General features: G+C 43.2%; 23 protein-coding genes. 22 read left to right on the top strand and 1 reads right to left on the bottom strand.

Translation table 11 applies throughout. From position 1 onward, the window contains the following. Positions 1-4: 4 nt before the first annotated feature. From lgt to EV579_RS12355, 7 genes are all read left to right on the top strand, one after another. Complete coding sequence (lgt, locus tag EV579_RS12325; RefSeq protein WP_103131662.1) at positions 5-829, top strand: prolipoprotein diacylglyceryl transferase; 825 nt, start codon at positions 5-7, stop codon at positions 827-829. Between the two features lie 20 nt (positions 830-849). Continuing rightward, positions 850-1,794: a nucleoside recognition domain-containing protein gene (locus EV579_RS12330; protein ID WP_133744528.1), complete on the top strand. Its 945-nt coding sequence runs from the start codon at positions 850-852 to the stop codon at positions 1,792-1,794. Beyond that, entirely contained in the window at positions 1,791-2,441 is a 651-nt protein-coding gene (gene ppaX, locus EV579_RS12335; RefSeq protein ID WP_024427663.1) for a pyrophosphatase PpaX, read from the top strand. Before EV579_RS12330 ends, ppaX begins: the two co-directional genes overlap by 4 nt. A 1-nt stretch (position 2,442) precedes the next feature. Further along, entirely contained in the window at positions 2,443-2,961 is a 519-nt protein-coding gene (locus EV579_RS12340; RefSeq protein ID WP_024423568.1) for an acyltransferase, read from the top strand. A gap of 69 nt (positions 2,962-3,030) precedes the next feature. Continuing rightward, on the top strand, positions 3,031-3,459 hold the full coding sequence (locus tag EV579_RS12345) for an Rrf2 family transcriptional regulator (protein WP_024423567.1): 429 nt from the start codon (positions 3,031-3,033) through the stop codon (positions 3,457-3,459). A gap of 87 nt (positions 3,460-3,546) precedes the next feature. Beyond that, positions 3,547-4,188, top strand: a complete 642-nt coding sequence (locus EV579_RS12350) for an NAD(P)-dependent oxidoreductase (protein ID WP_103131660.1) — start codon at positions 3,547-3,549, stop codon at positions 4,186-4,188. Between the two features lie 45 nt (positions 4,189-4,233). Further along, positions 4,234-4,887, top strand: a complete 654-nt coding sequence (locus EV579_RS12355; protein ID WP_133744529.1) for a DsbA family protein — start codon at positions 4,234-4,236, stop codon at positions 4,885-4,887. Positions 4,888-4,902: 15 nt separating this feature from the next. Here EV579_RS12355 and EV579_RS12360 read toward each other — a convergent pair whose 3' ends face one another. After that, on the bottom strand, positions 4,903-5,691 hold the full coding sequence (locus tag EV579_RS12360) for a C39 family peptidase (RefSeq protein WP_133744530.1): 789 nt from the start codon (positions 5,689-5,691) through the stop codon (positions 4,903-4,905). A 234-nt stretch (positions 5,692-5,925) separates the two neighbouring features. Between EV579_RS12360 and EV579_RS12365 the strand changes: the two genes are divergently transcribed. The 15 genes from EV579_RS12365 to whiA all read left to right on the top strand — a co-directional run bounded on the left by EV579_RS12365 (position 5,926) and on the right by whiA (position 20,562). Next, positions 5,926-7,101: an ATP phosphoribosyltransferase regulatory subunit gene (locus EV579_RS12365; protein ID WP_133744531.1), complete on the top strand. Its 1,176-nt coding sequence runs from the start codon at positions 5,926-5,928 to the stop codon at positions 7,099-7,101. Further along, positions 7,094-7,738, top strand: coding sequence for an ATP phosphoribosyltransferase (gene hisG, locus EV579_RS12370; RefSeq protein WP_024423562.1), 645 nt, complete (start codon positions 7,094-7,096; stop codon positions 7,736-7,738). Before EV579_RS12365 ends, hisG begins: the two co-directional genes overlap by 8 nt. Further along, complete coding sequence (hisD, locus tag EV579_RS12375) at positions 7,735-9,021, top strand: histidinol dehydrogenase (protein WP_133744532.1); 1,287 nt, start codon at positions 7,735-7,737, stop codon at positions 9,019-9,021. Before hisG ends, hisD begins: the two co-directional genes overlap by 4 nt. Continuing rightward, positions 9,021-9,605 carry an imidazoleglycerol-phosphate dehydratase HisB gene (gene hisB / locus EV579_RS12380; RefSeq protein ID WP_024423560.1) on the top strand — a complete coding sequence of 195 codons (585 nt, stop codon included), beginning with the start codon at positions 9,021-9,023 and terminating at the stop codon, positions 9,603-9,605. The genes hisD and hisB overlap by 1 nt, the downstream gene beginning before the upstream one ends. Beyond that, positions 9,605-10,243, top strand: coding sequence for an imidazole glycerol phosphate synthase subunit HisH (hisH, locus tag EV579_RS12385; protein ID WP_122631965.1), 639 nt, complete (start codon positions 9,605-9,607; stop codon positions 10,241-10,243). The genes hisB and hisH overlap by 1 nt, the downstream gene beginning before the upstream one ends. Continuing rightward, positions 10,240-10,977, top strand: coding sequence for a 1-(5-phosphoribosyl)-5-[(5-phosphoribosylamino)methylideneamino]imidazole-4-carboxamide isomerase (hisA, locus tag EV579_RS12390; RefSeq protein WP_041107922.1), 738 nt, complete (start codon positions 10,240-10,242; stop codon positions 10,975-10,977). The genes hisH and hisA overlap by 4 nt, the downstream gene beginning before the upstream one ends. Next, the gene (gene hisF / locus EV579_RS12395; protein ID WP_034281034.1) at positions 10,974-11,732 is read left to right on the top strand and encodes an imidazole glycerol phosphate synthase subunit HisF; all 759 of its coding nucleotides are present in this window, start codon (positions 10,974-10,976) and stop codon (positions 11,730-11,732) included. Before hisA ends, hisF begins: the two co-directional genes overlap by 4 nt. Further along, a complete protein-coding gene (gene hisIE / locus EV579_RS12400; RefSeq protein ID WP_024423556.1) occupies positions 11,729-12,358 on the top strand; it encodes a bifunctional phosphoribosyl-AMP cyclohydrolase/phosphoribosyl-ATP diphosphatase HisIE in 630 nt (209 codons plus the stop codon). Before hisF ends, hisIE begins: the two co-directional genes overlap by 4 nt. Before the next feature lie 131 nt (positions 12,359-12,489). Then, the gene (locus tag EV579_RS12405) at positions 12,490-13,947 is read left to right on the top strand and encodes a tetratricopeptide repeat protein (protein WP_133744533.1); all 1,458 of its coding nucleotides are present in this window, start codon (positions 12,490-12,492) and stop codon (positions 13,945-13,947) included. Between the two features lie 364 nt (positions 13,948-14,311). Beyond that, on the top strand, positions 14,312-15,700 hold the full coding sequence (locus EV579_RS12410; protein ID WP_024423554.1) for a C40 family peptidase: 1,389 nt from the start codon (positions 14,312-14,314) through the stop codon (positions 15,698-15,700). Positions 15,701-15,934: 234 nt separating this feature from the next. Then, on the top strand, positions 15,935-16,885 hold the full coding sequence (gene trxB / locus EV579_RS12415) for a thioredoxin-disulfide reductase (RefSeq protein WP_024427675.1): 951 nt from the start codon (positions 15,935-15,937) through the stop codon (positions 16,883-16,885). 357 nt (positions 16,886-17,242) lie between these two features. Further along, a complete protein-coding gene (locus tag EV579_RS12420) occupies positions 17,243-17,707 on the top strand; it encodes an 8-oxo-dGTP diphosphatase (protein ID WP_024423553.1) in 465 nt (154 codons plus the stop codon). Positions 17,708-17,746: 39 nt separating this feature from the next. Next, positions 17,747-18,634 (top strand): RNase adapter RapZ, encoded by an 888-nt coding sequence (gene rapZ / locus EV579_RS12425; protein WP_024423552.1) that lies wholly within the window; start codon positions 17,747-17,749, stop codon positions 18,632-18,634. Continuing rightward, on the top strand, positions 18,635-19,594 hold the full coding sequence (locus EV579_RS12430; RefSeq protein WP_024423551.1) for a gluconeogenesis factor YvcK family protein: 960 nt from the start codon (positions 18,635-18,637) through the stop codon (positions 19,592-19,594). It begins immediately after the preceding gene. 17 nt (positions 19,595-19,611) lie between these two features. Beyond that, entirely contained in the window at positions 19,612-20,562 is a 951-nt protein-coding gene (gene whiA / locus EV579_RS12435) for a DNA-binding protein WhiA (RefSeq protein WP_044334257.1), read from the top strand. Positions 20,563-20,577 lie beyond the last annotated feature (15 nt).

A 20,577-nucleotide genomic window follows, 5' to 3' on the forward strand; every position in this document is an offset into this window, starting at 1 on the left:
CTATATGAACGAAGCAATTCAGCCAATTGATCCGATTGCTTTTCACCTCGGACCTATTTCGGTTCATTGGTATGGTGTGATTATTGGGGTCGGGGCCTTGCTTGGACTTTGGCTCGCCTTGAGAGAATGTGAAAAAAGAGGAATCAATAAAGATCTGTTTATTGACTTAATCTTATTTGCCATTCCAATAGCGATTATTTGTGCCCGAATTTATTATGTATCCTTCGAATGGGATTACTATCAACAGCACCCAAACGAAATCATTAAGATTTGGAATGGTGGAATTGCGATTCACGGCGGGCTGATCGGTGCCGTGCTGACAGCCATCATTTTTACAAAAGTGAGAAAGGTATCCTTTTGGAAAATAGCTGACGTCGCAGCACCTAGTATTTTACTAGGGCAGGCAATTGGACGCTGGGGGAACTTTATTAACCAAGAAGCGCATGGTGAGGCGGTTTCAAGAACCTTTTTAGAAAATTTGCATCTGCCTGAGTTTATCATTAATCAAATGTATATTGATGGTACCTATTATCACCCGACGTTCTTATACGAATCATTATGGAATCTTGTTGGTGTTGTCATCTTGATTTTATTACGCAGAACCTCGCTGCGCAGAGGCGAAATCTTCTTGTCTTATTTAATTTGGTATTCAATCGGCCGTTTCTTCATTGAAGGGATGAGAACAGACAGCTTAATGCTGACAGAGCATCTTCGAATCGCACAGATGATTTCGATTGCGATATTCGCAGTGGCTGTTCTACTGATTTTCTTTAGAAGAATGAAAGGATACGCATCGATTCCGTATAAAGAGAACAACTCATCGAATTAAGCAGGGGGGATCAGAAGAAGATGGGAGAGACATGGAAAAACGGCTTGAAAGCAGGGCTGTCGACAACTTGGACACTTGGTAAAGTCATCTTTCCAGTGACCATTCTCGTCAGTATCTTGCAGCATACGCCTGTCATGGATTGGATCATCCGATTCATTCAGCCATTTATGGGGCTGTTTGGTCTTTCGGGGGAAGCGGCTATTCCGCTTGTATTAGGAAATATGCTGAATTTGTATGCGGGGATTGCTGCCATTTTGACATTAGAGCTTCCTGTGAAGGAAGTGTTTATTTTGGCAGTGATGCTGTCCTTTTGCCATAACTTGATCATCGAATCAACAGTGGCAGCAAAGGTTGGACTGAGAGTATCTGTGATTTTGCTGGTTAGAATCAGTCTTGCTGTTATTTCTGCGATTGTCATTCATCTCGTTTGGCAGGGAGGCGAGGAGCCGGCGCAATATGGACTGCTTAGTGCAGCTCAGGCGGCTGATGTGCCTTCCAGCTGGTACATGATCGTCCTTCTTGCTATACAAAAAGCAGTACTCGGTGTGCTGCAGCTTGCCTGTATCGTTATCCCGCTCATGATCATCATTCAATTCATGAGAGATTTAGGCTGGCTTCATACACTGTCTAAGTGGCTGTCACCTTTTACTAGAATGCTTGGGATGAAAGAAAATACGTCTATGACGATGGTGGCTGGATTAACAATTGGTCTCGCTTATGGAGCCGGTGTGATGATGAAGGCAGTGGAAGAGGACGGTGTGAGTAAAAAGGACTTAACCCTTGCCTTTATTTTCCTTGTTGCCTGCCATGCGGTGGTCGAAGATACGCTGGTTTTTATTCCACTTGGTATTCCAGTATGGCCGCTTCTTGTGATCCGCCTGATTTCTGCAATTTTATTGACAGCTGCCATTAGCTATATTTGGCGGAAGCGGGAACATGCAGCTGTTAGAAAGGAAGCCATATGAACGAATCAACGATCAACACAGTGCTATTTGATTTAGATGGCACATTAATCAATACAAATGAATTAATTATTGCTTCATTTCAGCATACGCTGGATCATTATTACCCTGGTCAGTACAGCCGTGAGGATATTCTTCATTTCATTGGTCCGTCCTTGTTTGATACATTTTCTGCGATGGACCCTGATTTGACAGATGACATGATTCAGATGTACCGCACGTTTAATCATCAGCAGCATGATCTGCTTGTGACTGAATATGAGACCGTTATCGACACATTGAAAGTCCTGCAGGATCGAGGATTTAAGCTCGGTATTGTCACAACGAAGATACGGGATACGGTTTTAATGGGATTGAAGCTGACCGGTTTAGAGCCGTTCTTTGAGGTCATTGTGACGCTCGATGATGTACAAAATGAGAAGCCGCATCCGGAGCCTGTTCAGCTGGCATTATCAAAGCTTGGCAGTGATCCGCATGAAGCAGTGATGGTCGGTGATAATTATCACGACATTTTGTCTGGTCAAGCGGCAGGGACAAAGACGGCAGGTGTTGCTTGGTCGATTAAGGGAGAAGAGGCCCTTTTAAAGCATCGCCCTGATTTCATGCTGAAGAAAATGAGTGATCTCCTGGCGATTGTTGGAGCTGATTAAGTTGAGAAAAACAGATCGTTATCCTGTAAAAGGGGTCAATTCGCTGCGGCAAGTCTATCGGACAGTTCCCTTTTTCAAAGTGGTGAAAAACTTCATTTTTATTCAAATGGCAAGGTACACGCCTTTTATGGGAATGAAAAATTGGATTTACCGAACCTTTCTTCGTATGAAGGTCGGCGAGGATACGGCGTTCGCCTTAATGGTGATGGTTGATCTGATGTTTCCTGAGAAAATCACTGTCGGTCGAAATAGTGTGATCGGCTATAACACAACCATCTTGTCCCATGAGTATTTGATTAAAGAGTACAGACTTGGGGAAGTCTATATTGGTGATGAAGTCTTAATTGGAGCTAATTCAACTATTTTACCTGGTGTGACCATTGGGGATGGAGCGATCGTATCGGCTGGTACACTTGTTCATAAGGATGTGCCAGCAGGCTCATTTGTTGGAGGAAATCCAATGCGCATGATTTATACGAAAGAAGAAATGGAAGCACGTCAATCTACGTCTGCTGAGTAGCTCGGCAGACTTTTTTGTTGACAATGTGACATGGTGTAACTATAATGATTACAACAGAGGTGAGAAAACATGAAAATCAGCAGCAGATTTACTGTCGCTGTCCATATTCTGGCCTTGCTATCACTTGAAAAAGGATCATTACAGACATCGGAGGATATCGCGGGAAGTGTGAATACAAACCCAGTGGTCATCCGCCGCATTATGAGTAAATTAAAAAAAGCAGGTCTAATCTCAACGAGTCTTGGCAAAGGTGGTTCTCAGCTGAACCGCAGTGAAGACGACATCACACTGCTCGATGTGTATAAAGCGGTTGAAGTCGTAGATGAGGGAGAATTGTTTCAAATTCATGAAAGCCCAAATCCTGACTGTCCGATCGGTGCAAATATTCAAGCGGTGCTAGAATTAATTTTATGCCGCGCTCAAAGTGCGATGGAGCAAGTGCTTGCTGAGATCAAATTAAGTGAACTAACGCATGTGCTAATCAAAAAAATTGGATGATCTATTCAATTTTTTTTACCTCTGTTGTAACCGTATTAGTTACACCTTTCTTTATCAACATAAAATCATATTGCAGGAGGAGTTAACATGAAAATTGGAATTATTGGCGCAACAGGTAAAGCAGGACAAGAAATTGTGAAAGAGGCCCAATCAAGAGGACATGAAGTAACGGCAATCGTCCGTGATGCACAAAAGGTGACAGATTCATCTCTAACTGTTCTTGAGAAGGATGTGTTTCACTTGCAAGCAGAAGACATCAAAGGCTTTGATGTGATTGTAAATGCATTTGGCGCACCTGCTGGAAAAGAGCATCTTCACGTAGAAGCTGGGAAAAAGCTGATCGATATTTTAAAAGAGGCACCTGAGACTCGTTTGATCGTTGTGGGCGGAGCAGGAAGTCTATTTGTAGATGAGGCGAAAACAACAAGACTAGTGGACACACCAGAGTTTCCTAAAGAATTTGTTGCTACGGCTTCACAGCAAGGAGAAAACCTAAAAGATCTTCAACAGACAGAGGGATTAAAATGGACCTTCCTCAGCCCAGCTGCATTCTTTAATCCAGCTGGCAAACGTACAGGTTCTTACGTGAAAGGGAAAGACCATCTGATTGTCAATTCTAAAGGTGACAGCTATGTGAGCTATGCTGACTACGCCATTGCGCTGGTTGATGAGGTGGAGCAGGCAGCCCATGTTGGAGAACGTTTTACCGTTGTATCTGAAGCTGAATAAGCAGTTTCATGGCCGCCTAAAAATGGTAAATAGGGAGTCTAACGTATGAATGAGCAAGAATTGTCTTTCATCTATGTATGGGATGCGTATTGTGGCTGGTGTTATGGATTTTCAAACAGTATGCGTTCTTTGCATGAAAATCATCCGGAGATATCACTAACACTTGTGTCGGGCGGTTTATTTGTAGGGGAAAGAAGTCTTCCAATAAAGGATTATCCACACATTCCAGAAGCAAATCAGCGTATTAGTCAGCTGACTGGTGTCGAGTTTGGAGAACGTTATCAGGAGCTGTTAGCAAACGGGACGTTTCTTTTAGACTCTGAGGCTGCGGCCATTGGTTTTTCTGCATTAAGATCCATCGCACCTGAGCGCGCATTGTACTTGGCTTCATCGATGCAAAAGGCTTTTTATCAAGACGGAAAAAGCCTGAGTGATGAAGAAACGTATCGGGAGATCGCTTTGGCGCATCATCTTGATCCTGACGCAGTCATAGATCGCATGAAAACAAAAGAAGCGATGAATGATGCGTATGCCGACTTTGCGAAGGTTCATCAACTTCATGTGAACGGCTATCCTACACTTTTATTAAAAAGAGGGGATGAATCCTTCAGCCTGGGCGGAGGTGCGATGACAGCTGAAAAGCTTGAAGACCGCCTGAAGGAATTACTAAATGAAGCAATAAAAACAACCTCTACGTGAATAGAGGTTGTTTTTTTACGCTTTAATGATAATCGCCTGACTGCCCATCTGTTCCCAAGAATCTTCAAACTGATCACGGTCGACTTTTTGATTCTTTTCTCCGTATGGATTATTCAAGTAGACATGCTCCTTGTCATAGCCTGTGATGACCACGCTATGCACATCAAAGCTTACATTTATTTTGCCATTTGGGGTATTCCAAGTTTCGATGTTATTTGTTTTGTCAAAAGTGGATGTCGTAATCACCCAGACAGGATAGCCCTTTTCAAGTGATTGATAGATGGCCTTTTTAACAGGCTTTCCGGTTAAGTCGACAACTTGATCGCCCGCGTATTTTTTCGCAAGCTGATAGATAGGTTCATGGTAAACACCAAGACCCGGCCCATTCTCCATATCGCCTACAAACCCATCATGAGGGTCTCCTTTTAAGCCATTTTCATAATTGAGCGGAACGCGTTTGATTTCATTTGCCAATGTGTTTTTCGTTACTTGCTCATAGCCGCTGTAATGAAGCAGCATCGCTAAGCTCGTGACTTCACATCCGTTATAAAGCCTTGGCGCATCCATTTGATTGTAGAGGATGACGTCCATGGCTTTTTTGCTTCCTTTTAATGAATGATGTGTGGTTTCTGCTTTTTTCGTTGAACGAGTTTCTTCAGCCGCAAGTGCTGTATCGTTTTCTTTTGCTGCTTTTTGCGGCGAAGCTGTTTTCTTGACTTGATCGATTTGTGAAACGTATATAAAGCCGAAATAAACAAGACATGCGCACAACAAAGTTAAGATGAATGTCTGGATGAACTTCACTGTTAATCTCCTGTGTTATTCAATATTTTTAAGTATTATAGCACGTTCCTTCATCGAACATACAGAAAAGGCACAGGTGTCACTTGAATGTAATAATTCCAGAATATGTTGATGAAAATAGAGAGAAATAAAAATGATTGATTTAATCACTTTATTTTGTTAGCATATTATCATATTAGCGAACTAAAGGATTCGGAATTTTTTGTTTTAATGTGTTGGAGGTGCGGAAGAAACATGTTTATGTTTGAGAAACCATATGGTATGCGGGATTCATTACCTGGATTGTATGAGACGAAAAAAAAAGTGAGGCATTCCTTAACAGAGGTCATGACTGGTTGGGGTTTCCGTTTGATGGAGACACCAACGCTTGAATTTTACGATACAGTCGGTGTTCAATCGGCGATTACTGATACACAGCTTTTTAAGCTTCTTGATCAAAACGGGCAAACTCTAGTGCTGAGACCTGATATGACAGGTCCGATTGCAAGAGTGGCGGCTTCTAAGCTTCATGAACAGGCGTATCCGCTTCGTGTTGGGTATGCAGCCAATGTGTTCCGTGCTCAGGAGAGAGAAGGCGGAAGACCGTCAGAATTTGAGCAGGTCGGAATTGAATTGATTGGTGATGGTTCGATTAGTGCAGATGCTGAAGTCATCGCGCTTGCCGTATTTGCCTTAAAAAATGCCGGGCTAAGGTCCTTCAAAATCGCGATCGGGCATGTCGCTTTAGCAGAAACGTTATTTGTTGATGTACTCGGAAATACAGAGCGTGCAAACGTCCTTCGCCGCTTCTTATATGAAAAGAATTATGTGGGATACCGTCAGCATGTGAAACAATTACCGCTTTCCTCCATCGATAAAACGAGGCTGTTACAGCTTTTAGAGTTAAGAGGCGGCCAAGAGGTTACAGAGCGGGCAGAGGAAATCGTCGTTTCACAAGAAGGAAAAGAGGTGCTCGCACAGTTAAAGTCGCTTTGGGAGACACTTGAAGATTACGGCTGTACAGAATATATCCGTTTAGATTTAAGCATGGTGAGTCATATGAGCTATTATACGGGTATTTTGTTTGAAGTATTTGCAGATCATGTTGGGTCGGTCATCGGAAGCGGCGGGAGATATGATCAATTGCTTGCTCATTTTGATGCACCCGCGCCAGCTACAGGGTTCGGACTTCGACTAGACCGTCTTCTTGAAGCGCTCGATGCAAAAGAAATCATTGAGTCGCAGGAGGCTGTGATTTTTAGTAAAGAACAAAGACTGGAAGCTTTTGCTTTTGCAGAAAAGGAGCGGTCAAAAGGGAAAAAGATCGTTCTGCAAGACTTAGCGGGGATTGAAAATATTGACGCGATGACCAAGGCATTTGAACAGGTGACTTATTTTATCGGCGCTAGAAAGGAAGAGCGGAATGGGTAAAGTGTTGACGATGGCGATGCCAAAGGGCCGGATATTTGAAGAAGCAGCAGGGCTGTTAAGACAGGCGGGGTACCAGCTGCCAGAGGAATTCGAGGATTCAAGAAAATTAATCATTGATGTACCAGAAGAAAACCTCCGCTTTATTTTAGCCAAGCCAATGGATGTGACCACCTACGTAGAGCACGGCGTGGCGGATGTTGGCATTGCAGGGAAGGATGTCATGCTCGAAGAAGCTCGTGATGTGTACGAAGTGCTCGATTTAAACATCAGTAAATGTCATTTAGCTGTTGCTGGCTTGCCAGGAGCGAGCTGGGGTGGTGTCGCACCGCGTGTGGCAACAAAGTACCCCAATGTCGCATCATCCTATTTTAGAGAGCAAGGAGAACAGGTGGAGATCATTAAGCTGAATGGTTCCATAGAATTAGCACCGCTCATTGGGCTTGCCGATCGCATTGTAGACATTGTCTCTACAGGTCAAACATTAAAAGAAAATGGACTTGTGGAAACGGAGCATATTTGTGATATCACGTCACGCTTCATTGTTAATCCTGTGAGCTATAGGATGAAGGATACGGTGATCGATGAAATGGCGCAGCGTCTTGCAAGAATTATTGGAGAAGGGGAGGAAACATCGTGAACATCACCTATCTACAAGAAGGTGAGACAGATACTCTCTCACTCAAACGGTCTTTAGATACAGGAACAGAAGAGCAGCGTCAGGCTGTTCAGCGCATTATACAAGAAGTAAGAACAAGTGGTGATGAAGCTGTACGGTCTTTTACAAAGCAATTTGACGGGGTGTTGATTGAAGATTCACTTGTCACAGAGGATGAAATGGCAAAAGCCTGCGACCGCTTGGACAAAGAGATGGTTCAAATTATTCAAACGGCTATGAAGCATATTCGCACATACCACGAGCGTCAGCTGACGTCCTCTTGGTTTTATCACCAAAAGGACGGCTCAATGCTTGGACAAAAGGTAACACCGCTTGATGCAGTAGGTGTGTATGTCCCTGGTGGAACAGCTGCCTATCCATCATCTGTATTAATGAATGTGATCCCTGCGCTAGTCGCTGGCGTTGAACGAATCGTACTTGTGACACCCCCTGGGAAAGATGGCTGTCTCTCTGACGCAGTCTTGGCTGCGGCGAAGGAGCTTGGTGTTTCAGAAATGTATAAAATGGGCGGAGCACAGGCGGTTGCGGCACTTGCCTATGGAACGGAAAGCATCAAGCCTGTTGATAAAATCACAGGTCCAGGCAACATTTATGTCGCGCTGGCAAAGCGGGAAGTATTTGGTCAGGTAGATATTGATATGATTGCAGGTCCAAGTGAAATTGCAGTTCTAGCAGACGAAACAGCAGTCGCGCATGAGGTAGCGGCGGATTTACTTTCGCAGGCAGAGCATGATGCGCTGGCATCTAGTATTTTGGTGACACCGTCTAAGACACTTGCTGAAAGTGTGCAGGCTGAAGTTCGAAAGCAGCTGGATACTTTGCCGAGAAAATCAATCGCAGCACAATCTATACAAGATCATGGCCGTATTTACGTGACAGAATCAATCGATCGTGCAGTAGACGTCATCAATCAATTAGCACCAGAGCACTTAGAGGTGCTGACAGCATACCCAGAATCACTTCTTGGTCAAATCAAGCATGCTGGCGCAATTTTCTTGGGACGCTATAGTCCAGAGCCGGTGGGCGATTATTTTGCAGGGCCGAATCACGTGCTGCCAACAAACGGAACAGCTCGATTCTCCAGCCCGCTTGGTGTGACTGATTTTCAAAAGAAAACGAGCATTATTTCATATAGTCAAGAAGCCTTTGAAACACACCGGGAAAGCATTGCGGCATTTGCCAGATTAGAAGGGCTTGAAGCACATGCAAGGTCGATTGAAGCGAGAAAGCGGGAGGAATCGTAATGAGACAGGCGAAAACAGCGAGAAAAACAAATGAAACGAACATTTCATTAGCGCTAGAAATTGATGGAGAAGGAAAAGCGGATATTCAAACAGATGTCCCTTTCATGACGCACATGCTTGATTTATTTACGAAGCATGGACACTTTAATTTGACCGTCGATGCGAAAGGAGATACGGATGTTGATGATCACCACACAACAGAAGATATCGGCATTGTACTTGGGCAAATGTTTAAGGAAGCGTTAGGCGATAAAAAAGGGATTAAGCGGTATGGTTCCAGCTTTGTTCCGATGGATGAAACACTTGCCCAGGTCGTGGTCGATTTAAGCAACCGTCCTCATTTGGAAATGAGAGCGGCTTTTCCAAGTCAAAAGGTTGGTACCTTTGATACAGAGCTAGTACATGAGTTTCTGTGGAAATTTGCACTTGAAGCCCGGATCAACCTTCATGTCATTGTTCACTACGGAACCAATACACACCATATGATTGAAGCCATTTTTAAAGCGATGGCACGTGCCTTAGATGAAGCAACAACCATTGATCCACGTGTGAAAGGAATTCCTTCAACAAAGGGGATGCTCTAATGATCGGAGTCATTGATTACGGAATGGGAAATTTGTTCAGCGTATCAAAAGCACTGGAACGAGCAGGTGCCCGCTATATCGTCTCCTCTGATGTGGAGGAGCTGAAAAAAGCAGATGCTTATATTTTGCCCGGGGTCGGTTCGTTTCGTGATGCAATGCAGCTGTTAAAACAGACAGGACTTGAGGCGTTTATTCACCAAGTTGTGCAGGAAGGAAAGCTGTTATTCGGCATTTGCCTTGGCATGCAGCTGTTATTTGAAGAAAGTGAAGAGGCAGGCCGCACAAAAGGATTGGGGTTGTTAAAAGGGCGTGTCGTTCTTTTAAAGGATCGTGATCAGGACGGGCAAAGGCTGAAGGTACCTCATATGGGCTGGAATGAGCTCACATTTCATCAGCCCTCCCCATTGTTTGACGGTGTACCAGAAGGATTTGCGTACTTTGTTCACTCGTATTATGTGAGCGATATGAATCCACATGAGCAATTAGCAAGCGCGGACTATGGTGTTCAAGTACCAGCTGTTGTTGGCAAGGGGAATGTGCTTGGAGCACAGTTTCACCCTGAAAAAAGCAGTACAACGGGAATGGCGCTGCTCAAACAATTTATTCAATTAGCAAACGAACAGAGGGTGAGCAAATGAGTGAGTTTACATTATATCCGGCGATTGATATGAGAAATGGCAAATGTGTACGTCTTGTGCAAGGAGATTATGATCAAGAAACCATTTATGGAGATTCACCGCTCGACATGGCCGCGCAATTTGCGAAGGATGGAGCAGCATGGATTCATCTTGTCGATTTAGATGGTGCAAAAGCAGGGAAACGGGTCAATCATGAGCATGTGCTGGCGATTGCTTCTTCCTTAGATGTGAAGGTACAAATCGGCGGCGGTATTCGGACAGAAGAAGACGTTGCCTTTTATTTAAAGAGCGGCGTAGATAGAGTGATTCTCGGCAGCTCAGCTGTTTCGAACCCAGCCTTTGTGAAAAAAATGCTGGCGCAATATGGAGAGAAAATCGCAATTGGGATTGATGCGCGAAATGGCTTTGTATCGACTGAAGGATGGCTTGAAACGTCTAAAGTGAAGGCAGAGGAACTCGGCAGGGAATTGGCAAAGGAAGGCGCAGAGGTCTTTATTTTCACCGATATTCAAATGGATGGCATGCTGTCTGGTCCCAATGTAGAAAGCACGGTTCGCTTAGCAGAAGCAACCGGCAAACAAGTGATTGCTTCAGGTGGTGTCAGCGCAGTAGCTGATCTTCAAAAGCTGTCAGCGCAAAAACAGTCTGGTGTGTCTGGTGCGATCGTTGGAAAGGCACTTTACACAAAGCAGTTTACTTTAGCAGAAGCATTTGAAGGGCTTGACCGCATATGATGACAAAACGAATCATTCCATGTCTTGATGTGAAGGAAGGGCGTGTTGTCAAAGGGGTGCAATTCCTTGGCTTAAAAGATGCTGGTGATCCGGTTGAGTTGGCGCAGATCTATGATGAGGAAGGGGCGGATGAACTCGTCTTTCTTGATATTTCTGCTTCTCATGAAGGCCGGAAAACGATGGTGGATGTGGTCAAACAAGTCGCGTCTACGCTTGCGATACCATTTACGGTGGGTGGCGGGATTAACCACCTTGATGACATGAAGCGTATATTAAGAGCGGGTGCAGACAAAGTATCTGTCAACACAGCAGCTGTGTTAAGACCGGAACTGATTTCAGAAGGTGCTGACTTTTTTGGCTCCCAGTGTATCGTTGTCGCAATTGATGCAAAATACGATGAAGAGAAAAAAGCATATATGGTCTATACACACGGAGGACGCCGTCAAACTGATTTAGAGGTCAGCGACTGGGCGAAGGAAGCTGTGCAGAGAGGGGCAGGAGAGATTTTGCTGACAAGTATGGATGCTGATGGTGAAAAGACAGGCTTTGATCATCGATTGACAAAGCTTGTATCAGAGGCGGTCAATGTGCCAGTGATCGCTTCTGGCGGCGCTGGCAATGCTCAGCATATGCTCGAGGCCTTTACAAAAGGAGAAGCTGATGCAGCATTAGCAGCCTCCATTTTCCATTATAAAGAAACCTCCATTCATGAGGTGAAGACATATTTGAGAGAACACGGGGTGAAGGTCAGATGAAACAGGCAAATGAATTAACCTTTAATGAAGCAGGCCTGATTCCTGCGATTGTACAGGATGCTCAAAGTAAGGAAGTATTGACGCTTGCATATATGAATCAAGAATCCTATGAAAAAACGCTGGAGACAGGTGAAACATGGTTTTATAGCCGGTCGAGAAACGAGCTTTGGCATAAAGGCGCCACCTCTGGACATACCCAGCAAGTGATTTCTATTCGATATGACTGTGACAAGGACGCTCTGCTTGTCCTTGTCGCGCCAAGCGGCCCAGCCTGCCATACTGGCAGCTATAGCTGTTTCTCGGAAGAAGGCGTGAAACGCCTTAGCGAAGAGCAGGAACGTTTTGCGATATTAAATGAACTTGAACAGGTCATTGCAAAGCGTCAGGCGGAAATGCCAGAAGGGGCTTATACAACCTATCTATTTGAAAAAGGGGTCGATAAAATCCTGAAAAAGGTAGGGGAAGAGGCGTCTGAGGTGATCATTGCAGCGAAAAACCGGGATCAAGAAGAATTGAAATGGGAAACTGCTGACCTCCTCTATCATCTTCTTGTATTATTACGTGAACAGCAATTGCCGCTTGATGATGTATTAAAGGTATTAAAAAAACGTCATCAAGGTGAATGAAAAGCCGGGGGATATCCCAGGCTTTTTACTTTTAAATGAAAAACAAATCCTTCCTTTCCTTTTGTTCTATGTGACGACTAGTGAAGTATGTTATACTACACACGGTACACTGTTCGAAATGGAGGGTATCGGTGAGTAAATACACTTCTCAAAATAATCACACACAAGTCGTCCAGCTATTTCAAGATGGGCATTACTTTTTTCATAAAGGTCTTAAAGCATATAGAGAAAGAAATCTGTCTAGGGCAAGTAAGCTGATACAGCGGGCCATCGTACTTGAGCCTGAAAATGTAGAAATGCTGTCACAGCTTGCCATTATTTATACTGAAATGGGTCATTACCAGCAATCAAACGAACTGCTTGATTTTATTCTTGAACACATCGATGAAAACATGTCTGAGTGCCACTATTTTAAAGCCAATAATTATGCGAATCTCGGACTGTTTCAAGAGGCATATAAATCAGCTACTGCTTATGCCGCGCTGGAAGAGAACGGGGAATTTGCGGATGAAAATGACGACCTTCTTGACCTGCTCGACATGAGCGACGAAGAGGACGAAGATTTTCCTTATGATCAGGATGACCTGATTGTGAAGCAGGATCAAGCAAACCATTTGCTAGAAAGCGGCAGACTCGATGAAGCCATTGAGATGCTGGAACAGATGATTGTTGAGTATCCAGAATTTTGGTCGGCGTATAATAATCTCGCTTTGGCCTATTTTTATTCTGGCCGAATCCATCAGGCGAAAGAAATGTTGAACCGGGTCCTTCATGAAAATCCCGGTAATCTGCACGCCCTTTGCAATCAGCTAGTCTTCTACCATTATGAAAAAGAAGAAGAAAAGGTCAACGTGTTAGCAAAGCAATTAACGCACGTGTATCCAATACTAAGTGAACAGCGTTATAAGCTTGGTGCAACATTTGCCCTTGTGGGAGAATTTGAATGGGCCTTTAAATGGCTTTATTCTTTATACAAAACAGGTTTTCAAGGAGATAGTACATTTTTATACTGGCTTGCAAGCGCAGCCTATCATACAGGCCACAAGACGCTCGCCCAAACGGTTTGGGATAAGATGGTCGAAGAAGATATCGATGCAGATGAAATCAAGCCGTGGCAGGATAAACCTGAGGTGAATGAGCCAATGGTCTCGATTGAGGAACGGCTGACTGCGTACTATGTCAGTAAACAAAAAGGGGAACGTGACGTTCTGCAGTCTGTCCTTGATGCACGCGCAGCGAAAACGGCGTTTGAACAGCAATTCATAGAACTGCTTTTATATGAAGATGAAATGAAAGAAAAGTCTTTTTCAGAAGATGCAGTTTTTGCAAAACAGGCGGCATCCAGTCTGGAGGAAGCGGTTCAGCCTGACAGCCATATGCCTTATTTTTGGTTATTCCATATTATTCAGCAGGCACGTGCTTCTGGTATTGATAAGAAAAATGCACCTGCCTGGGCAGCAGCATCTTATTATCTATGGATGAATGAACAAGAAGCAGCTGTCAGTAAAAAAGATGTTGCGTCCGCGTTTCAGATCAGTGTTCAAACACTGTCTAAATACGAACGAGAGATCTGTACGTTAATCGATTAAATAGGTAAATAGATTCAGAACCTCCCAGCATGGCCGAAAAGGTCATGCTTTTTTCTTGGATAAAAAGGTGGGATTTGCAAGGAATTGGCGAAGTATGACAATCACGACATGTTTTTGAAACATAAATGTAATAAAAATATTAGCTCATTTTGTCGATGTCTCATGTATAATGAAACTCGTGGATTAAAACAAAGATAGATATTTAAATATTTTACTATACATAATGAAACACCTAGTGATAGAAACAATCTGGTCAACATCTGACTGAACAATCAGGAAAAAAGACATAGAGAGCACAGATTGATCGCAGAGAATTTGCTGCTTTCTAATGTCGCTTGGGAAATTGTCAAAGGAGGAACTATTCGTGAAAAAGTTTATTACTTTTGGTTTAGCTTCGGTGATCGGAGCGAGCGGTTTATTTATTCCATTTACGCATGAAGCAAACGCACAGAACTTTGAACAAAAGAAACAAGAACTAGACAGCAAGCAATCTGAGGTAAACAAGAATCTTCAAAAGAAAAAAGAAGAGCTTTCAAAGCTTGAAGCAAAACAAGAGGCACTTGCACAAAAGCTTAAAGATATTGATGAGAAAGCTTTAAAAACAAGTGATCAAATCGAAGAAAAACAAAAAGAAAATGAAAAAACAAAAAAAGAAATCAAAGCACTGAAAAAAGAAATTGCTGATACAGAAAAACGTATTGAAGAAAGAAACGAGTTCTTGAAAAAGCGTGTACGTGCCCTACAAGAGAGCGGCGGTTCTACGAAATACATAGATGTATTACTGGGAGCAAAAAGCTTTAGCGATTTCATCAGCCGTGCAGGGGCAGTATCGACACTGATCAACGCAGACAGTGAAATCATTAAAGAGCAGGAAAAAGACAAAGCAGAACTTCAAAAGTCTGAAAACGAATTAAACACAAAGCTTGAAAATGTGCAAAACACACTTGCAAAGCTTGAAACGCTTCAATCAGACTTGAATAAACAGCTTGATGAAAAAGACAAGCTATTCAAGCAAGTGAAAAAGCAAAAAGGAAGTGCTTTTTCTGAAATCAGCGAGTTAAACAGTGAGGCTAACAGCATTGCATCTGAAAAAGACGCAACAATCGCTGCACAAAAACAAGCTGAAAAAGAAGCAAGGGAAGCAGCTCAAAAAGCAAAAGAAGAAAAAGCGCAAAGACAACAGCAGCAGCGTCAAGCTAGTGTCCAAGCGGAAGACAACAGCTCAAATAACGATAGCAGCCCGTCTTCAAGTAATAGTGGATCATCTTCTAATGACAACAATAACAGCAACAGCAGTGCACCAAGCAAGAAGCCATCTTCTGGCGGTGGATCACCTGTCAGCAGTAACGTAGGCGGAATTGAAGGTGCGATCAGCACAGGTTCTACGATTGTTGGACAATCTCCATATAAATGGGGCGGCGGCAGATCACAAGCCGATATTGACGCACGTCGTTTTGACTGTTCTTCATTCGTTCGCTGGGCATTTGCATCAGCAGGTATCAACCTTGGACCAGTTGGCGGTACAACAACAGATACGCTTGTAGGTAAAGGAAGAGCTGTAAGTGCATCTGACATGAAACGCGGAGACCTTGTGTTCTTTGATACGTATAAAGTAAATGGGCACGTTGGTATTTACTTAGGAAACGGTTCATTCTTGAACGATAACAGCTCTCGCGGTGTTTCAGTTGACTCAATGAACAACGTATACTGGAAAAAAGCTTTCAATGGCGTTGTAAGAAGAGTCGTTGAATAAATCATTACTTTGTATATAACCGTAAACAGGCTTCCTTAAACAGCAGTTTAAGGAAGCTTTTTCTTTTTTTGAAGATATGAGCAAATGATTCGCTTATTCCCCGCAGATTTAATAGGATATGGGTAAGGAATAAAAGCTAAGAGTGGAAATGATGCTCTCTGTCATGAATGGAAGCATCACCCAAGGGCATTCTAATAAGAAATGCGAGCAGCAATTGAAGAGGGAGTGACAGTTGTGTCAGAAGAAAAAATCTACGATACGATCATCATTGGAGCGGGTCCTGCCGGAATGACAGCCGCTGTTTATACATCACGGGGAAATCTTTCAACATTAATGATTGAAAGAGGAATTCCAGGCGGACAAATGGCGAATACGGAAGATGTCGAGAACTATCCTGGCTTTGAAAGTATTTTAGGGCCGGAACTTTCAAATAAAATGTTTGAGCATGCGAAGAAATTCGGTGCAGAGTATGCATATGGCGATATCAAAGAAATCGTGAACGGTGAAGAATATAAAATCGTCAAAGCCGGCTCAAAAGAATACAAAGGACGCTCTGTCATTATCGCGGCAGGGGCTGAATACAAAAAAATCGGTGCACCAGGTGAAAAAGAACTTGGCGGCCGCGGCGTATCATATTGTGCAGTATGTGACGGGGCTTTCTTTAAAAACAAAGAGCTTGTCGTCATCGGCGGTGGTGATTCTGCGGTAGAAGAGGGTGTGTATCTCACACGCTTCGCTTCTAAAGTAACGATTATCCATAGACGCGATAAACTTCGTGCACAAAGCATTTTACAAGCACGCGCCTTTGATAATGAAAAAATTGACTTCAAGTGGAACAAAACCGTCAAACAGATCAATGAAGAAAACGGGAAAGTCGGCAGTGTGACATTGGTTGATACGGTGACTGGTGAAGAAGAAGACTTTAAAACAGACGGCGCCTTTATCTATATCGGCATGCTGCCACTGTCTAAACCATTTGAAAATCTCGGCATTACAAATAAAGAAGGCTACATCGAGACAAACGAAAGAATGGAAACGAGAGTGGAAGGTATTTTCGCCGCTGGTGACATTCGAGAAAAAACACTTCGTCAAATTGTGACAGCAACAGGTGACGGAAGTATTGCAGCACAAAGCGCACAGCATTATGTAGAAGAGCTTGCTGAAAAACTCAAAGCAACGAAATAAAAGGCTGTCGTAAATCCTTAATATAGCGTCATGGGCTTTTAACTGGAATGTAACACGGGTGAAATAATTTTCCGTTATGATAAAGCTAGTAATTGACCCCCTTTTATAAGGAATACATGTTTGGCACGGATGTGAATCCGTGTCCTTTTTTTTGCCTAAAATCAGAAATTCACGAGATGTTCACAAATGACGCATGGAGAACCGTTAGATGCTGTAAAATAAAGAGTAGAGAAATGGCCCATTACACTATTCAAACGAAAACCGGTCTGTTTTCGGGGAAGAACGGGCATGTTCATTGTGGGAGTCAGGTTGAACCTGTATAATAAGTTAAAGACATAAAAGAGTAGGTGACAGCTGATGCAACGAGTAACGAATTGTGTGCTGCATCACGAAGATCAAGTTCTCTTGCTGCAAAAGCCAAGACGGGGCTGGTGGGTAGCACCGGGCGGCAAAATGGAAAGCGGAGAATCGGTCAAGGATTCAGTCGTTCGAGAATATAGAGAAGAAACAGGTATTTATATTTTAAATCCGCAGCTAAAAGGTGTTTTTACCTTTATCATAAAAGAAGGCGATCAAATCGTTCAAGAGTGGATGATGTTCACCTTTATGGCAGATTCATTTACCGGAAAAAACGTAACAGAGTCAGAGGAAGGTATTTTAAAGTGGCATGACGTAAAGGATGTGCCTCATTTGCCGATGGCCCCAGGAGATTCCCATATTCTTGATTTTATGCTTAAAGGAAAAGGACTTCTGCACGGCACTTTTACGTATACACCCGATTTTGAGCTGATTGCTTATCGGTTAGATCCTCAGGGAGAATAATACATGAACCGTTTTCATAAAGAAGGAGAGGAAGCAGGCATGAATACACACAAACAAGAAGATATTCAGCTTGTGATTATTACAGGAATGTCAGGTGCGGGGAAAACCGTCGCCATTCAAAGCTTTGAAGATTTAGGCTACTTTTGTGTTGATAACCTGCCGCCATCACTTTTACCGAAGTTCTTAGAGCTCATGAAGGAATCGAATTCCAAGATGAGCAAGGTCGCTCTTGTGATGGATTTGCGTGGACGCGAATTTTTTGACAGTTTAATTGCCGCGTTAGATGAAATGAGTGATCTTGACTGGATCACGCCAAGGATTCTATTTTTAGATGCAAATGATAAGGTACTTGTCTCAAGATACAAAGAAACGAGACGCTCGCATCCCCTTGCGACAACAGGTTTGCCGCTTGAAGGAATTGCAATGGAGCGCGAGCTGTTAGAGGAGTTAAAAGGCCGGTCTCAAATGATTTTTGATACATCGGATTTAAAACCAAAACAGCTGCGAGAAAAAATTGTCACGCACTTTGCCACGAATCAAGGGCAGGTGTTTACAGTAAACGTGATGTCCTTTGGCTTTAAATACGGTCTGCCAATTGATGCTGATCTTGTCTTTGACGTAAGATTCCTGCCGAATCCTTACTATATTGAGAGCATGCGTCCACAGACTGGAAACGATGAAGAAGTGCGCTCCTATGTGATGAAATGGACTGAAACGCAAAAATTCACAGAGAAATTAATCGATCTCCTCAGCTTTATGCTTCCGTCCTATAAACGGGAAGGAAAAAGCCAGCTTGTGATTGCCATCGGCTGTACAGGCGGACAGCATCGATCTGTGACACTGGCCAACTATTTATCGGAGTATTTTAAAAACGATTACTATACACATGTCACTCACCGGGACATTGAAAAGAGAAGCAGAAAATAGATGACGACATTACCAAAGGTGGTCATTCTTGGCGGCGGCACTGGCTTATCTGTTTTGCTCAGAGGGCTTAAAACGAAGCCGGTGGACATTACCGCTATAGTAACGGTTGCTGACGACGGAGGCAGCTCAGGCAGACTGCGGCATGATTTGAATATTCCCCCTCCAGGTGATATTCGAAATGTCCTTGCGGCTCTCTCTGATGTTGAACCGCTTGTAGAAGATTTATTTCAGCACCGTTTTAACAAAGGGAATGACTTAACAGGCCACTCACTTGGCAACCTCATTCTTGCGGCCATGACAAATATAACCGGTGATTTTTTTCATGCCGTCACTGAAATGAGCAAGGTTTTAAATGTGAGAGGAAAAGTATTGCCAGCAGCGAACTCAAGTGTTGTTCTTCATGCGGAATTAGAAAATGGACAAATGGTGACAGGAGAATCGAAAATTCCCACCTATGGTGAGCGAATTAAACGAGTGTTCCTCACACCCGATACGATTGAACCACTGCCAGAATCCATTCAAGTCATTCGTGAGGCGGATTTAATCGTCATTGGGCCTGGCAGCCTGTATACGAGTATTTTGCCAAACTTGCTTGTCCCGCATATTGGAGAAGAAGTGATTCGCTCTAAGGCGAAAAAAGTGTATATATGCAATGTCATGACGCAGCCGGGGGAAACGCTTTCCTACAGTGCAGCTGATCATGTTCAGGCATTAAATGATCATATGGATCGTCCATTTATCGATACGATTTTTGTGAACAATAAAGAAATTCCAGAAGAAATCAAAGCAAAATATGCAGAAGAACAGGCACAGCCTGTCCAATTCGACACAGATGCACTGAAAGCAATGGGACTAGAAGTGATTCCTGGAGAAATCATTACATATGACCAGCATGTCATTCGTCATGACACGCTGAAAGTAGCCTCGCTGCTTGTCGATCTGCTGCAACAGAAAAAATAGGAATGGGGGTGGCAAGGATGTCATTTGCATCCGAAACAAAAAAAGAGCTGACTAATCTGGACGTGAAGGACTGCTGCACAAAAGCAGAGCTTTCTGCCCTCATCCGTATGAACGGTTCATTATCTTTCTCTAATCGAAAATTGATTTTAGATATACAGACAGAGAACGCAGCCATTGCAAGACGGATTTATACGCTGCTCAAAAAGAAATACGATGTGACAGTCGAACTGCTCGTCCGTAAAAAAATGAGATTGAAAAAGAATAACGTGTATATTGTCAGACTGGTAGAACGAGCGAAAACCATTTTAGAGGATTTGAAAATATTAGGTGAGCAATTTGTATTTGAGCGCAATATTTCAGAAGAACTTGTGAAGAAAAGATGCTGCAAGCGCTCCTATATGAGAGGTGCTTTTTTAGCAGGCGGTTCTGTGAATAACCCAGAAACGTCCTCCTATCACCTTGAGATTTTTTCACTATATAAAGAACATAATGATGCCCTTTGTGAGCTGATGAATCAATTTTATCTCAATAGTAAAACACTTGAGCGCAAAAAAGGGTACATTACGTACATGAAGGAAGCAGAAAAAATCACGGAATTCTTAAGCGTTGTGGGTGCTCATAACTCACTGCTCCGCTTTGAAGATGTGCGGATCGTCCGAGATATGAGGAACTCCGTCAACCGGCTCGTCAATTGTGAAACAGCAAACTTGAATAAAACGATTGGTGCATCACTGCGTCAGGTCGAGAACATTCAATTCATTGATGAAAAAATTGGACTTGACGCCCTGCCGGAAAAGCTTCGTGAAATTGCCAAACTGCGAGTCGACTATCAAGAGGTCACGCTGAAGGAACTTGGAGAAATGGTGGAAAGCGGCAAGATCAGCAAGTCAGGGATTAACCACCGTTTAAGAAAGCTAGATCAAATCGCAGAACAATTACGAAACGGACAAGCTGTTACACTCAAATAGGAGAATGAAAAAGGG

Source organism: Bacillus sp. BK450 (assembly GCF_004364885.1).
Classification (GTDB): domain Bacteria; phylum Bacillota; class Bacilli; order Bacillales; family Bacillaceae; genus Bacillus; species Bacillus safensis.

Bases quoted from the DNA above. Each gene is read 5' to 3' on its own strand.
- lgt (WP_103131662.1), top strand. From the start codon at position 5: ATGAACGAAGCAATTCAGCCAATTGATCCGATTGCTTTTCACCTCGGA.
- EV579_RS12330 (WP_133744528.1), top strand. From the start codon at position 850: ATGGGAGAGACATGGAAAAACGGCTTGAAAGCAGGGCTGTCGACAACT.
- ppaX (WP_024427663.1), top strand. From the start codon at position 1,791: ATGAACGAATCAACGATCAACACAGTGCTATTTGATTTAGATGGCACA.
- EV579_RS12345 (WP_024423567.1), top strand. From the start codon at position 3,031: ATGAAAATCAGCAGCAGATTTACTGTCGCTGTCCATATTCTGGCCTTG.
- EV579_RS12350 (WP_103131660.1), top strand. From the start codon at position 3,547: ATGAAAATTGGAATTATTGGCGCAACAGGTAAAGCAGGACAAGAAATT.
- EV579_RS12355 (WP_133744529.1), top strand. From the start codon at position 4,234: ATGAATGAGCAAGAATTGTCTTTCATCTATGTATGGGATGCGTATTGT.
- EV579_RS12365 (WP_133744531.1), top strand. From the start codon at position 5,926: ATGTTTATGTTTGAGAAACCATATGGTATGCGGGATTCATTACCTGGA.
- hisG (WP_024423562.1), top strand. From the start codon at position 7,094: ATGGGTAAAGTGTTGACGATGGCGATGCCAAAGGGCCGGATATTTGAA.
- hisB (WP_024423560.1), top strand. From the start codon at position 9,021: ATGAGACAGGCGAAAACAGCGAGAAAAACAAATGAAACGAACATTTCA.
- hisH (WP_122631965.1), top strand. From the start codon at position 9,605: ATGATCGGAGTCATTGATTACGGAATGGGAAATTTGTTCAGCGTATCA.
- hisA (WP_041107922.1), top strand. From the start codon at position 10,240: ATGAGTGAGTTTACATTATATCCGGCGATTGATATGAGAAATGGCAAA.
- hisF (WP_034281034.1), top strand. From the start codon at position 10,974: ATGATGACAAAACGAATCATTCCATGTCTTGATGTGAAGGAAGGGCGT.
- hisIE (WP_024423556.1), top strand. From the start codon at position 11,729: ATGAAACAGGCAAATGAATTAACCTTTAATGAAGCAGGCCTGATTCCT.
- EV579_RS12420 (WP_024423553.1), top strand. From the start codon at position 17,243: ATGCAACGAGTAACGAATTGTGTGCTGCATCACGAAGATCAAGTTCTC.
- rapZ (WP_024423552.1), top strand. From the start codon at position 17,747: ATGAATACACACAAACAAGAAGATATTCAGCTTGTGATTATTACAGGA.
- EV579_RS12430 (WP_024423551.1), top strand. From the start codon at position 18,635: ATGACGACATTACCAAAGGTGGTCATTCTTGGCGGCGGCACTGGCTTA.
- whiA (WP_044334257.1), top strand. From the start codon at position 19,612: ATGTCATTTGCATCCGAAACAAAAAAAGAGCTGACTAATCTGGACGTG.